Here is a 12,679-nt window from a genome sequence, read left to right as displayed (position 1 = left end):
GCTTGCCAGCTTGCTGGCGAGCGCAGCTTGGGTGAGGGGTCGAGCGAGCCGAAGGCTCGTGCGCTCGCTTGCGCGAGCGCCACCCCTCACCCAGCTCCGACTAAGACTTTGCTGCGCAAAGCCCAAGTCTGCGCAGCCCTCTCCCCTCTGCGAGGGGCGAGGGCAGGGAAGGCAACAATGAATGTCGATCCGTCCTGGCGCGTCATCCATCAAAGATGAAGCGGAGCCACCACCCGTCATGCCGGACTCGGTCCGGCATTCACTGTTCCGCCAGCAAATGGGCGGTTGCTCTTGCGGGACGGTAGACCCCGGAACCAGTCCGGGGTGACGGCTTGAGGTGGTTCAAGGGCGATGGATCACACCCTGAAGCTCAAGAATTTCGCTGGAAGACCCGATATCGGCCAGCTGTCGCCGGCCGTCTCACTGCTTGATCGGGAGCGCTGCGCTCCCGCTTCATCGCTGGTTCGGCGATCCGACCCCGGGCCGGACCGCCGCTGGAATTACCAGGGCTTGACGACGAGACCGACGGCAAGCGCGATGATGAAAGCGAGCATGGGTTTCTCTCCCTTATGTGTCCCCCCGAAGGGTGACTTCTACTTAAGGGATCGTTAGGCATGGCTCAATGGCGTTAACCCTTTATTCACCAACAGGAACGACCACTTAAGCCATTCTTCAAGAGTGGGTTCTACCAACGGCAAGGACATGGCCAGCCTGTACCATCTTGCCCCGCCAACGCCGCTCGACGGCGACATCGTGCCTCCGGCGCGGCGGAAGGGATGCGCCTTAATAAAACTGGTCAATTTCAATGTCTTACGGCGTGAGGTTGGTGTCGCGGGCGTGCGCCGGCTGGTCGACGTGATGGCCACGCGACTGCGGCAGGCGATCCCGGAGGCGGTCGTATCGGCATCGGGACGCGACGTGATCGAGGTCGATTTCACCTCCTCCGCCCCCGATGCGCTGGCGCGAATGACCGCCGATTGTCGCGCCGCCTGTGCCGCGCCGGTGCAGATCGACGATTTTTTTTGTGCGCCCAAGTTCCTGATATCGGGTGCGATCGGCGCGGCCGACGCCGATTCGGCGCTGTTGATCGAAGAGGCCGAGGCGGCGCTTGCCGAGGCCGGGCAGGCGGCGGCCTCACCCCTCAGGCAGTCGGGCGGGGTCGAGGACATCGTCGTCGCCGGGCTGGAGGGTGCGCTCGACCGCGGCGAGATGGTGCTCCATTACCAGCCGAAGGTGCATATTCGGCGTCAGGCGATCGACTGCGTCGAGGCACTGGTCCGGTGGCAGCATCCGGAGCGCGGACTGGTGCTGCCCGGCGACTTCATCCCGGCGACCGAGCGCGCACAGCGCATGGAGCGGCTGACGTTATGGACGATCGCACAGGCGATCGCCGACCAGCGCGCGCTCCGCGCGCAGGGGCATGACCTGCGCATCTTCATCAACATGTCGGGCCATCTGCTCGCCGATGCCGAGTTCGTGCGGCTCGCCTGTGCCGCGATCACCGCCGCACCCGACGCGCGGCTGGGGTTCGAGGTGACCGAAACCTCGGTGATCCGCGATCCCGACGGCGCGATCGCGCACCTGCGCGAGTTCGACCGCATCGGGGTCCGCATCTCGATCGACGATTACGGCGCGGGCCTGTCGAGCCTCGCCTATCTCAAGCAGCTTCCGGCCTGCGAATTGAAGATCGACAAGCTCTTCGTCACGCAGCTTACCAGCTCGAACCGCGATCCGCTGATCGTGCGCTCGACGATCGACCTCGCCCATGCGCTCGACATGGAGGTGGTCGCCGAGGGGGTCGAGACGCAGGCGGCGCTGGCGCTGCTCTCGGTGATGGGCTGCGACATGGCGCAGGGTTATTTCATCAGCCCGCCGCTCGCCCCCGCACCGCTCGCGGCGTTTCTTGCCGCCGAACAACATCGTCAGGCGACGCAGGACGTGCGCGGCACCTTCACGCGCCGCGCCGCCGGATGGAAGCGCGGGTGATGCGGACGGCGCGGATTGCGCTCGGCGCCATCCTCGCCGCACTGCTGGCCGGCAACGCGCCCGCCGCTGCAACGCCCGCGGATGCCGCGGCGATCGAGCAGCGCATGGCCAGCGATCCAGAGGCGGCGCTGGCAATGGCGCAGAAGGCGCGTGCGCGGCTGTCGCCCGCGATGCTGCGCTCGGCAGACGGTGCGACGTTGCTATGGCTCGCGGGGGAGGCGCAGGTTCGCGTCGGCGATCCCCGCGGCGGGTTGCGCACACTCGAACAGGCGCGCGATATCGCCGCCCGCGTGCCGGCGCCGGCGCGGTTGCTTGCCGACATCACGCTTTCGCAGGGTAGCGCGTTGACCGACGCCGGGCAGGTCGCCGACGCACTGACGACGTTGCAGCGCGCGCACCGGATGTTCGTCGCGCTGCACGACCTCCGCAGCCAGTCGCGCGCGTTGATCCTCATCGCGCTGCTCTATGCCAGCGCGCAGGATCATCCGACCGCGCTGCGCTATTTCGATCAGGTCGAGGATGGTCATCCCACCGACCTCGGGCTGGCGATGGCGGTCGACAGCGGCCGCGGCAACGCCTTGCTCGCGCTCGGACGCTTTACGGAGGCGCAGGGCGAATTCAGGGAGGCACTGGCCGCGGCGCGTAGCCTGCGCAGCGCCCCGGTGATCGCGCAATCGCTGGGCGACCTGTCGCTGGCGCAGTTGCGCAGCGGCGATCTCGCCGGTGCGGCGCGCAGCGTCGAGGCGGCGCTGGCGGTCGCGCGCCGCCCGGACGCGGCGGTGATCCGCCCGCAATTGCTCGCCGCCGCGGCAGATGTCGCATTACGTCGCGGCGACGTCGCTCGCGCGCGCCAGCTCGTCGAGGCGCGTTTTGACAAGGTAGACCTGACCCGGACGACGCTGACCGATCGCCATGCGCACGATGTCGCTTATCGTACCTTCGTTGCGGACCGTGACCCGGCCGCGGCGCTGCCGCATCTCGCCGCGGTCCAGCGGCTCGACGCGCAGGCGACCGAGATCGCGCGGTCGACCAGCGCCGCGCTCGCCGCCGGGCGTTTCGATTATGCCAATCAGGAGTTGCGGATCGCCCGGCTGAAGGCGGCGGCACTGGCGCGCACGATCGCCTATCAGCGCGCCACCGCGCGGTCGCAACGGCTGATCCTGTACGGTGTCGCCGGTACGACGCTGCTGGTGATCCTCATGCTCGCGACCGGGCTGGCGCTGATCGGGCGCAGCCGCAACCGCGAGCGTGCCGCCAACCGCGACCTGGCCGCGAGCAACGCGCAGCTGGAAAAGCTGTCGCAGGCGAAGACCGAGTTCCTCGCCACCACCAGCCACGAGATCCGCACGCCGCTCAACGGCATCCTCGGCATGACGCAGGTGATGATCGCCGACAAGGCGCTCGATCCGACGGTTCGCGAGCGGCTCAACGTCGTGCATGGCGCCGGGCAGACGATGCGGGCGCTGGTCGACGACATCCTCGACATGGCGAAGATCGAGACCGGGCGGCTGACGCTGGAGAGCGCGCCGTTCGATCTTCGCGCGACGATCGACGACGCCGCGCAGCTGTGGCGCGACCCTGCGCTGGCGAAAGGCTTGCGGTTCGAGGTCGACGCGGGCGGGGCGCCGCACTGGATTGTCGGCGACGCGGCACGTTTGCGGCAGATCGTCTTCAACCTGCTGTCGAACGCGGTCAAATTCACCGAGAGCGGGCTGGTCGCGCTGCGCGTCGCGTCGGTGCAGGGACGGTTGCGGATCATCGTCACCGATCACGGCATCGGCATGGACGGCGCGACGCAACGGATCGTGTTCGAATCGTTTCGTCAGGCGGACGCCAGCACCACGCGCAGGTTCGGCGGCACCGGGCTGGGGCTGTCGATCTGCCGCAATCTCGCACGCGCGATGGGCGGCGACGTGACGGTCGAGAGCCGGCTGGGCGAGGGCTCGCGCTTCACGCTCGACCTGCCGCTGGTCGTTGCCGAGGCCCCGGCCGCCGTGACAGCGCCGGGCGGCCTGCTGATCGTCGAGCGCCAGCCGATCGCGCGGGCGATGCTGCGGTCCTTGTTCGCCGCGGAGCCGAATGTCGCCTTCTGCGATGCCGATGACGCGCTCGCCCGCGCCGCCGAGGTGCGGCCGCAGGTGCTGCTGATCGATGCCGGCACCTTCGGCCGCGCACCGGCCGACCTCGCCGCGCTGGTGGACGCCGCCGGCGGCGCGCGCGTCGCGTTGCTCGCGCCCAAACTGACCGACGAAGAGCGCCATGCGCTATGTCACGTCGGCATCACAAATGTTATCGAAAAGCCTGTTCCCAAACGGGCCTTGGTGGACGCTATAGGTGCCATGCTCAGGCACCCTGTCAGGGATGCCGCGTAACGGGCGTGAACGGCTGGCGCCTTCGCCACCGTTCATCATGTAGGAAGACAAGACATGGCGGCAATGACGGTGCTGTTCATCGAGGATGACAGAATGAACCGTCGGGTCGTGCGCGACATGCTGGACGTCGCCGATGTCGAGATGGTCGAGGCCGAGAGCGCCGAGATCGGGCTTGCGCTGATCGACGAGCACGATTTCGCGATCGCGCTGATCGACCTCAGGATGCCCGGCATGGACGGGCTCACCGCGATCGGCCACATCCGCGCGCGCACCGACGCCAAGGCGCGGCTGCCGATCATCGTCGTCACGGCCGACACCGCCGTCGACCTGCGCCAGCGCTGCGTCGCGGCGGGCGCGAACGACGTGATCTTCAAGCCGGTGGCGATGGACGAATTGTTCGACGCGATGGGCCGCCTGCTCGCAGAAGACGGCGACGCCGCGCTGATCTGATCGCGCTTACCCCTGCGGTCGCAGCGCAGCGGCCAGCGACGCGCCCGCGCTGCCGCGCCGTGCCGGCTTGGGCTGATCGGGCGAGGGCGACCAGCCGGTCAGAAAGACCAGATCGAACCGCTCCGCCGTTCGCCCGTCCGGGTCCGCGCGCGCTGCGAACGCCGCTGCCGCGCGTGCCAACGCGGTGCGCGATAGCGGATGCCGCGTCGCGAGCACGTTGCTCCCCGCCATCCCGCGCAGATCGTCGAGCAAGCGCCCGAACGCGCCATAGCGCACCGTCAGCGTCTCGCTGTCGGCGACCGGCAGCGTCAGCCCGGCGCGCACCAGCAGATCGCCCGCCGAGCGCAGGTCGACCTGCGGATGAAGCCGCGCGACCGGGCGCTCGCCTTCCGCCGCGCGCAGCACCGCGCGCAGCGTCGAGAGGCTGTTCCCGCCGACGAACGCGCCGAGGAACAGCCCGTCCGGACGCAACGTCCGCCGGATGAGCGTCAGCGCGCCGGGCAGGTCGCCGACGCTGTCGAGCGTTCCCGCCGCGACGACCAGATCGAACGCGCCGTCCGCGAACGGCAGCCGGTCCTCGTCGCCCTGTACCCCGCCGGCCGCCCGCGCGAACGCGAAGCCGGGATCGAAACGCGCGACGCGTGCACCCGCCGGCGGCTCGAACGAGGCATCGAAACATCCGAGATCGAGCACGTCGGTGAAGTCGCGCTTCACCGCGCCGAGCCGGTCGACGATCCCTTCGATCATCGCGGCGCGAAGGAAATCGTGCCCGGCATAGCCGGCGACGGCACGGTCGCGGCGAAGGCGGCGGGCGGCGCGATCGAAGATGTCGGGGGAGGCCATGATGCGCGTGGCTTGTGCCCGTTCGCGGGGCGCGCCACAAGGCCGGGCGTGTCGCCCCGCCTGCTCCTGCCCGGCCTGCTCGACCTCGTGCTCCCGCCGCGCTGCCCGGGGTGCGGTGCGACCGTCGCGGCGCAGGGACGGTTCTGCGCCTCCTGCTGGTCGAGCCTGCGCTTCCTGGGGCCGCCCTGGTGCGCGGGCTGCAACATGCCGTTCGCGTTCGATCGCGGTGAGGGTGCGCGCTGCGCGACGTGTCTGGCCGAGCCGCCCGTTCATGGCGGTGTCCGCGCAGCGGTCGCCTATGGCGAGGTGGCGCGAACGGTCGCGCTGCGGCTCAAATACGGCGGTCGCCCGTTCTACGCCGCGACGATGGCGGCGCTGATGCTGCGGCATCTGCCCGCCGAGGCGACGTTGCTGATCCCGGTGCCGCTCCATCGCCGCCGCTTGTGGTCGCGCGGCTACAATCAGGCGGCGCTGATCGCGGCGGCGCTGGGCACGCGCGCGAAGCTGCCGGTCGACGCGCATGCGCTGCAACGCCACCGCGCGACCCCGCCGCTCCGCGACCGTTCCGCGCAGGAGCGGCGCGCGACCGTCGCGGGCGCCTTCCGCGTCACGCCGCACGGGCGGCGGGCGGTGCACGGCGCGTCGCTGGTGCTGGTCGACGACGTTTATACCAGCGGCGCGACGGCGGAGGCGTGCGTCAAGGCATTGCGTGGCGCCGGCGCGGCATCGGTCACGATCCTCGCCTGGACGCGCGTGATCGAGGGGGCAAGCGATTGACAGCGCGGGTCATCGCTCACACCTAGGGGCGATGGCACAGGTCGAGATCTACACCAAGGCATTCTGTCCCTATTGCGCGCGCGCGATGAACCTGCTGGCATCCAAGGACGTCGCGGTGGAAGAGACGGACATCGGCATGAACACCGCCAAGCGTGGCGAGATGATCGAGCGCGCGGGCGGTCGCACCACCGTGCCGCAGATCTTCATCGATGGCACGCACGTCGGCGGCTCCGACGATCTCGCGGCGCTGGAACGCGCGGGCAAGCTCGACGCGCTGCTCGGCCGCTGACGATGCGATGATTGTCTTCGACCTGCGGTGCGCGCGCGACGGCCATGTGTTCGAGGCGTGGTTCGCCTCGTCGGCCGCCTATGACGATCAGCGTGCGCGCGGATTGCTGGCATGCCCGTCGTGCGGTGCGGCGGAGATCGACAAGGCGCTGATGGCACCCAATGTCGCGCCCAAGGGCAATCGCGGTGTCGCGCCATCCGAGGCCAAGGCGCTGCTCGCCAGGATCGCGGAGGCGCAGCGCCGGGCGCTCGCCGGGTCGCGCTGGGTCGGGGGCGATTTCGCCGCCGAGGCGCGCGCGATGCACGCCGGCGACAAGCCGGACGCGCCGATCCACGGTCAGGCCAGCCTCGCGGAGGCGAAGCAACTCGCCGAGGAAGGCGTCCCGATCGCACCGCTCCCGCTGCCGGTCACGCCGCCGGAGACGGTGAACTGATTGATTATCGAGCGGTTCAGCCAACGCCCGTTCGTGCCGAGCCTGTCGAAGCACGTGCCCCGCGACACGCCCTTCGACAGGCTCAGGGCGAACGGTAGATGTCGGCTTGGGCCGAGGGAGGAAGGCGCGGGCGGGCTGAAGCCGTCAGCCGGCGTTCGTTTCTGCCGGGTCGTTCAAATCGTCCTTCCCGCGAAGGTGGGAATCCAGAACCTCTGACGGCGCGACCTTTGCGAGGACCTGCGGGTCTGGGTTCCCGCCTTCGCGGGAATGACGAAGGAGGCGCTGGTTATTCCGCCGCCACCCGCTCGTGCAGCAACAACGCGCCGTCCTCGGCGACCTCGACCGACAGCGTGCCATAATCCTCGACGCTGCCATGCGCGGTTTCCAGTCGTGCATGATGCGTTGCGGTAATGACCATGACGTCCGCGCCCGCCGCTTCGCCAGCGGTGATCCCCGCCGGCGCATCTTCCCACACCAGACAGTCGCTGGCCGCCACGCCCAGCCGCTCGGCGGCGAGCAGGAAACAGTCGGGTGCGGGCTTGCCGCGCTCGATATCGTCGGCCGTCACCATCACCGCGGGTGCCGCCAGACCCGCGGCGCGCAAGCGCACCTCCGCGAGCGAGCGCGGGGCCGACGTGACGATCGCCCAGCGATCCGCCGGCAGCGCGCGGGTGAATGCCGCCGCGCCCGCGATCTCGACCACGTCGGTGACATCGTCGATCTCGGCCTGCAACAGCGCCTCGAACTCGGCCTGTGGATCGACGCCGGGCGGGGCGAAACGGCGGATCGTCTCGATCGCACGGACGCCGTGCATCACCGCCATCAGCTCCCCGACATTGATGTCGTGCTTCTCGGCCCAGGCGGTCCATGCCCGGACCGCGGACGGGATGCTGTTGATGAGCGTCCCGTCCATATCGAACAGGAAGGCGGCGTAGCGGCGCGTCATGCGCGGTTCGCCGCGGAGAGCACCGCGCGGACGCTGGCGGTGGCGATGTCGCTGTCGATACCGACTCCCCACACGGTTCGCCAGTCGCCGGTGCGGCATTCAAGATAGGCGACCGCCTGCGCGCCCGCGCCGTGCCCGATCGCGTGCTCGCTATAATCGACGACGTCCAGCGCCGGCCCGGTGCTGTCGGCCAGTGCGGCGATCACCCCCGAGATCAGGCCGTTGCCGCGTCCCGACAGCGAGCGTTCCTCGCCGTCGATCGCCACCCGCCCGACGAACACGCGCTCGCCGGTCGCGCCGGTTTCCTCATAGTCGCGCAGCACGAAGCGGTCGCCGTCGCACGGCAGATACGCCTGCTCGAACGCGCCCCAGATATCGGCGGCGTTCAGCTCGCGGCTGCTCTCGTCGGCCAGCGCCTGCACATGGCGGCTGAAATCGGCCTGCATCCTTTTGGGCAGCTTCAGCCCCTTGTCCTGCTCCAGCACCCAGGCGACCCCGCCCTTGCCGCTCTGCGAGTTGACGCGGATCACCGCCTCGTAGCTGCGACCCAGATCGGCAGGGTCGATCGGCAGGTACGGTACCTCCCACAACGTGTCGTTGCGCGCGGCCTGCGCGGCGAAGCCCTTCTTGATCGCGTCCTGATGGCTGCCCGAAAAGGCGGTGAACACCAGATCGCCGGCATAAGGCGTGCGCGGATGCACCGGAATGTTCGTCGCATATTCGACCGTCTTTACGATCTCGTCGATGTTCGACAGGTCGAGTTGCGGGTCGGTCCCTTGCGTGTACATGTTGAGCGCGACGGTCACCAGATCGCAATTGCCGGTCCGCTCGCCATTACCGAGCAGGCAGCCCTCGACGCGATCCGCGCCCGCCATCAGCCCCAGTTCGGCAGCCGCAACCCCGGTGCCGCGATCGTTGTGCGTGTGGAGCGAGATCACCACTGCCTCGCGGTTCGGGATGTTGCGCCCGAACCATTCGATCTGGTCGGCATAGACGTTCGGCGTCGCGCATTCGACGGTTGCGGGCAGGTTGAGGATGATCGGTGCCTCGGCCGTCGGGCGCAGCACCTCCATCACCGCCGCGCAAACCTCCACCGAGAAATCCAGCTCGGCGGTCGAGAAGGTCTCGGGCGAATATTCGAACTGCCAGCGCGTGTCCGGGCGCTTGGCGGCTTCGTCGCGCAGCACCTTCGCGCCCTCGACCGCGATGTTCCTGACCTCGTCGCGCGTCATCCCGAACACGATCTTGCGCCACGCCGGGCTGACCGCGTTGTAGACGTGGACGATCGCGGTCTTCGCGCCATCCAGACTCTCGAAGCTGCGTTCGATCAGGTCGCGGCGCGATTGCGTCAATACCTGAATGGTCACGTCGTCGGGAACGCGCCCGTCGCGGACCAGCCCGCTGATGAAGTCGAATTCGGTCGCGCCCGCGCTGGGGAAGCCGACCTCGATCTCCTTCAACCCGACTTTCACCAGCAGGTCGAAGAAGCGGGTCTTCTTCTCGGCGTCCATCGGGTCGATCAGCGCCTGATTGCCGTCGCGCAGGTCGGTCGACAGCCAGCGCGGCGCGCGCGTGATCGTGGTCGACGGCCAGCGGCGGTCGGGCAGGTCGACGGTGGGGAAAGGACGGTATTTCTGGCTAGGATCGCGCAACATCACGGGCTCTCTTGTGCAGGAGCGTCAGGGAAAGTCGGAACAGCCCTTAGGCGCGTCGCGCGTGCGATGCACGCGTCGGAGAGGTCGCGCCTAAGGGCGCGTAAGTCGCAGAAGGAGGGCCGGGTGGCGCGTCATCGCGGCCGTGCCTAGCCCGCGCACCGGCCCGCTGTCCAGTGCGGCGCGATGATTGAGGAAAAAGCAAGACTTCACGGTCATTTACAGGGCTTACGGGAGTTTCGATGCTACAGATCGTCTATATCAGCACGGCAATCGGCGCGGTCGATACCGCCGCAATTCTGGCCGTTTCGCGCCGCAACAACACGCGCGATGGTCTGACCGGCCTGCTGTACACCAACGGCAAGCGCTTCCTGCAGGTTCTGGAGGGCCGGCCCGCCGACGTCGAACGGGCGCTGGCGCGGATCGATGCCGATCCGCGGCATCGCGCGATGGTGGTGCTTTCGTCGCGCGACGTGAGCACGCGGGAGTTCGGCGCATGGGCGATGGCCGAGCGCATCGCGGGCGACGATGCCGATGCCTTCGTGGCACACGTCCGCACGCTGATCGCGCAGGCGTCGCCCGCGGTGCGCGCGACCTTCGACAGTTTCGTCCAGCTGCACCGCGCCGCCTGAGATCGCCGCTTGCCCGGCGCCCGGCCCGGCGCAATAACCCTCTTTGGAAACAAAAGGGGGAGGGTGACGATGCGGACGATCATCATGGCTGCGGCGATCGCGACGACGGCCGCAAGCGGCGTGTCGGCGGCGGAGACGGGTAACTATGCGCCCGCGCTGCGCAAGATGTTGACCGACGCGGCGAGCGGCCGTTGTCCCGACGATCTGATGGCCGAGCCGCTGCTCTCGGCATGCCGCGCGCAATTGCCGCAGATGCAGCCCGGCCTGACGGCGCTCGGCGCGGTCGGCGATCTGTCGTTCATCAAGGCCGAGGGCGATGGCGACACGCGCGTCGAAACCTATGCGGTCAAGTTCGCGGGCGGGACGACCGCGATCTGGAGCATCGGCCACCGCAAGGACGGCAAGTTCGGCGCGGCGTACTCACTGGGGCAATGACGCCCGGCCCCGCGCGTGGCGGGGCCGGGACGGCGGTCAGGCGGTGAACGCCGCCTGCACCGTCAGCTTGACGTTGTCGGACACGACCGGCGCGGCATAGCCGAGCCCGAAGTCGCTGCGCTTGATCGTGCCGGTGCCGGTGAAGCCGAAATTGACCTTCTTGCTCATCGGGTTGGTGCCCGCACCGACGAAGGTGACGTCCAGCGCGACCGGCTTGGTGACGCCCTTGATCGTCAGATTGCCGTTCAGCGTCGCGCGGTTCGGTCCGCGCGCCGTTACGGAGGTGGAGACGAAGCGCGCGGTCGGGTTGGCGGCGGCGTCGAAGAAGTCGCCCGACTTGAGGTGCTTGGCAAATTGCGCCGAGGTGGTGGACAGCTCATCGATCGCGAAGGTGACGTCGACCTTGGTCGCGGCGGGCTTTTTCGGGTCGATCGTGATCGATCCGCCCTGCGCGCCGAACTGACCCTGCAGCATCGAGAAGCCCATGTGGTTGACTTCCCACGTCACCTGCGTGTGCGCAGGGTCGACCTGATAGGTGCCGGCGGCGACGCGCGCCGCCTGCGGCTGGCCGGGCTGCTGCGGGGTGGTCGCGAGCTGCGCGACGGCCGGGACGGCGAGCGTCATGGCGAGAACGGCGGCGATGATCGGACGCATGTTGTTGATCCTCCTGTTGTGGTTCGGTTGCACCACAGTTTCGCGTCGTTGCGAAGACGCCGCGCGCGAAACGGATCATTTCGCCGCGGGCGGCTATTCGCCCGCGGGTTCCTGATCCGGATCCGGGCCGCCGGTGGGGATGATATCGAAGCGGATCCGCACCCACGCGCCGATCAGTTCGGTCCCGCCCTTGCGCGGCGGACGGACCAGGAACTGCCACGCCGCCTGCCGCAGCGCGCGCCCGATCCCGGAACCGGGCGTCTCGCCCAACTCGCGGCAATCCTCGACGTGGAAGCGCGGCGCGGTGCGGCACGCGACCATTCCCCAGCCGGTCTTGCCACGCGGCATGTACGGCTGCGTCTCGGCGGGGCGGGGGCGACGATACCATTCGGCGGCGTAGAGCGGCTCGCCGCCCGGCCCCAGCCCGACGGTCTGCGTGTCGTCGCCGCGCCCGCTGTCGCCGCGGCCATTCGCGGGCGGACCGGCGGTGCCCTTGATCGTTCCGATGTCCGAGGCGGCGAAATCGGCGCGGTTGAGGATCATCACGCCGGGCAAGTGCAGCGGCTGTTCGGGGAGTGGCGGCGCCGGCACCGGGCGCGGGGTGACGACGCGCGGCGGCGTGATCTCGCTACGGGTCGGCGCGGCCTGCTGGCGCTCGGCCTTCTGCGTCTCCGACTTCTGTTGCTTCGCGCCCTCGCTGCGCACGTCGAAGGTCGTCAGCCGGCGGCCGTCGCCGAAGTCGCCACGCACCACGCCGCCCATGGTGAGCAGCGCGAGGATGATCGCGATCGCGATGCCGACCGCCAGCAGCACCGACACGATTCGGCTGCCCGTGTCTTGGCGGGTCCGGTACGACGAAGCTCGGTACGTCGCCGTCCGCATCTGCGCGCGATTACAGGAGGCGGTCGCGGGCGGCAATCGGGTTCGGGGTTACAAAGCGGTTAGGTGGGGGGTGGCGGAGGAAAGCCCTTCCCTTTCAAGGGAGGGGTTGGGGTGGGTGGCGTCCGGGTGAATACGGCGGCCGGGAACGCCGGGGGTGACCGGATCATGAGCACGCGACCCACCCCCAGCCCCTCCCTTGAAAGGGAGGGGAGCGATGACCCACCCGCCGGCCCGTCGGACACGGCAAAGCCGTGCCCTATGGGCCGGCTCTGTCGTGCCGGCCGCGCTGGGGCGAGTCAGGCGATCGGCTTCGCCGACGCCTGCCGCC

13 protein-coding genes are annotated in these 12,679 nt (G+C 69.1%); 8 read left to right on the top strand and 5 right to left on the bottom strand.

Going from position 1 to position 12,679, the window contains the following annotated elements; translation table 11 throughout:
• The first annotated feature begins 678 nt into the window (after positions 1 to 678).
• From PGN12_15300 to PGN12_15290, 3 genes are all read left to right on the top strand, one after another.
• On the top strand, positions 679 to 1,986 hold the full coding sequence (locus PGN12_15300) for an EAL domain-containing protein (protein MEH3105251.1): 1,308 nt from the start codon (positions 679 to 681) through the stop codon (positions 1,984 to 1,986).
• Positions 1,986 to 4,358: an ATP-binding protein gene (locus PGN12_15295; GenBank protein ID MEH3105250.1), complete on the top strand. Its 2,373-nt coding sequence runs from the start codon at positions 1,986 to 1,988 to the stop codon at positions 4,356 to 4,358. Before PGN12_15300 ends, PGN12_15295 begins: the two co-directional genes overlap by 1 nt.
• Before the next feature lie 63 nt (positions 4,359 to 4,421).
• Positions 4,422 to 4,808 carry a response regulator gene (locus PGN12_15290; protein ID MEH3105249.1) on the top strand — a complete coding sequence of 129 codons (387 nt, stop codon included), beginning with the start codon at positions 4,422 to 4,424 and terminating at the stop codon, positions 4,806 to 4,808.
• Between the two features lie 6 nt (positions 4,809 to 4,814).
• On the opposite strand, the gene PGN12_15285 is transcribed toward PGN12_15290, so the two are convergent.
• Positions 4,815 to 5,651: a methyltransferase domain-containing protein gene (locus PGN12_15285; protein MEH3105248.1), complete on the bottom strand. Its 837-nt coding sequence runs from the start codon at positions 5,649 to 5,651 to the stop codon at positions 4,815 to 4,817.
• A gap of 48 nt (positions 5,652 to 5,699) precedes the next feature.
• Here PGN12_15285 and PGN12_15280 point away from each other — a divergent pair, with 48 nt between their 5' ends.
• Genes PGN12_15280 through PGN12_15270 form a run of 3 tightly spaced genes read left to right on the top strand, consistent with a single transcriptional unit; the run spans position 5,700 to position 7,150 of the window.
• Positions 5,700 to 6,428: a ComF family protein gene (locus PGN12_15280; GenBank protein ID MEH3105247.1), complete on the top strand. Its 729-nt coding sequence runs from the start codon at positions 5,700 to 5,702 to the stop codon at positions 6,426 to 6,428.
• A gap of 31 nt (positions 6,429 to 6,459) precedes the next feature.
• Positions 6,460 to 6,717 carry a glutaredoxin 3 gene (gene grxC, locus PGN12_15275; protein ID MEH3105246.1) on the top strand — a complete coding sequence of 86 codons (258 nt, stop codon included), beginning with the start codon at positions 6,460 to 6,462 and terminating at the stop codon, positions 6,715 to 6,717.
• Between the two features lie 7 nt (positions 6,718 to 6,724).
• Positions 6,725 to 7,150 (top strand): DUF1178 family protein, encoded by a 426-nt coding sequence (locus tag PGN12_15270; GenBank protein MEH3105245.1) that lies wholly within the window; start codon positions 6,725 to 6,727, stop codon positions 7,148 to 7,150.
• Between the two features lie 286 nt (positions 7,151 to 7,436).
• Here PGN12_15270 and PGN12_15265 read toward each other — a convergent pair whose 3' ends face one another.
• Together PGN12_15265 and leuA are read right to left on the bottom strand one after the other, a co-directional pair.
• Complete coding sequence (locus tag PGN12_15265) at positions 7,437 to 8,096, bottom strand: HAD-IA family hydrolase (GenBank protein ID MEH3105244.1); 660 nt, start codon at positions 8,094 to 8,096, stop codon at positions 7,437 to 7,439.
• Positions 8,093 to 9,751 (bottom strand): 2-isopropylmalate synthase, encoded by a 1,659-nt coding sequence (gene leuA, locus PGN12_15260; protein MEH3105243.1) that lies wholly within the window; start codon positions 9,749 to 9,751, stop codon positions 8,093 to 8,095. Before leuA ends, PGN12_15265 begins: the two co-directional genes overlap by 4 nt.
• A gap of 239 nt (positions 9,752 to 9,990) precedes the next feature.
• On the opposite strand from leuA, the gene PGN12_15255 reads away from it, so the two are divergent.
• Both PGN12_15255 and PGN12_15250 read left to right on the top strand, forming a co-directional pair.
• Positions 9,991 to 10,380: a BLUF domain-containing protein gene (locus tag PGN12_15255; GenBank protein ID MEH3105242.1), complete on the top strand. Its 390-nt coding sequence runs from the start codon at positions 9,991 to 9,993 to the stop codon at positions 10,378 to 10,380.
• A 69-nt stretch (positions 10,381 to 10,449) separates the two neighbouring features.
• Positions 10,450 to 10,815 (top strand): hypothetical protein, encoded by a 366-nt coding sequence (locus PGN12_15250; GenBank protein MEH3105241.1) that lies wholly within the window; start codon positions 10,450 to 10,452, stop codon positions 10,813 to 10,815.
• Positions 10,816 to 10,851: 36 nt separating this feature from the next.
• On the opposite strand, the gene PGN12_15245 is transcribed toward PGN12_15250, so the two are convergent.
• Together PGN12_15245 and PGN12_15240 are read right to left on the bottom strand one after the other, a co-directional pair.
• A complete protein-coding gene (locus PGN12_15245; GenBank protein ID MEH3105240.1) occupies positions 10,852 to 11,469 on the bottom strand; it encodes a YceI family protein in 618 nt (205 codons plus the stop codon).
• Between the two features lie 93 nt (positions 11,470 to 11,562).
• Positions 11,563 to 12,288 carry a hypothetical protein gene (locus PGN12_15240; GenBank protein ID MEH3105239.1) on the bottom strand — a complete coding sequence of 242 codons (726 nt, stop codon included), beginning with the start codon at positions 12,286 to 12,288 and terminating at the stop codon, positions 11,563 to 11,565.
• Between the last annotated feature and the right edge of the window lie 391 nt (positions 12,289 to 12,679).

The sequence above is a fragment of the Sphingomonas phyllosphaerae genome (assembly GCA_036946405.1).
Lineage (GTDB): Bacteria > Pseudomonadota > Alphaproteobacteria > Sphingomonadales > Sphingomonadaceae > Sphingomonas > Sphingomonas phyllosphaerae_D.
This window is presented reverse-complemented; position numbering and strand designations above follow the sequence as displayed.

Excerpts from the sequence above, each read along its gene's own strand:
- PGN12_15270 (MEH3105245.1), top strand. The coding sequence starts at position 6,725 with ATGATTGTCTTCGACCTGCGGTGCGCGCGCGACGGCCATGTGTTCGAG.
- PGN12_15265 (MEH3105244.1), bottom strand. The coding sequence starts at position 8,096 with ATGACGCGCCGCTACGCCGCCTTCCTGTTCGATATGGACGGGACGCTC.
- PGN12_15295 (MEH3105250.1), top strand. The coding sequence starts at position 1,986 with ATGCGGACGGCGCGGATTGCGCTCGGCGCCATCCTCGCCGCACTGCTG.
- PGN12_15285 (MEH3105248.1), bottom strand. The coding sequence starts at position 5,651 with ATGGCCTCCCCCGACATCTTCGATCGCGCCGCCCGCCGCCTTCGCCGC.
- PGN12_15290 (MEH3105249.1), top strand. The coding sequence starts at position 4,422 with ATGACGGTGCTGTTCATCGAGGATGACAGAATGAACCGTCGGGTCGTG.
- PGN12_15255 (MEH3105242.1), top strand. The coding sequence starts at position 9,991 with ATGCTACAGATCGTCTATATCAGCACGGCAATCGGCGCGGTCGATACC.
- PGN12_15250 (MEH3105241.1), top strand. The coding sequence starts at position 10,450 with ATGCGGACGATCATCATGGCTGCGGCGATCGCGACGACGGCCGCAAGC.
- grxC (MEH3105246.1), top strand. The coding sequence starts at position 6,460 with ATGGCACAGGTCGAGATCTACACCAAGGCATTCTGTCCCTATTGCGCG.
- leuA (MEH3105243.1), bottom strand. The coding sequence starts at position 9,751 with ATGTTGCGCGATCCTAGCCAGAAATACCGTCCTTTCCCCACCGTCGAC.
- PGN12_15245 (MEH3105240.1), bottom strand. The coding sequence starts at position 11,469 with ATGCGTCCGATCATCGCCGCCGTTCTCGCCATGACGCTCGCCGTCCCG.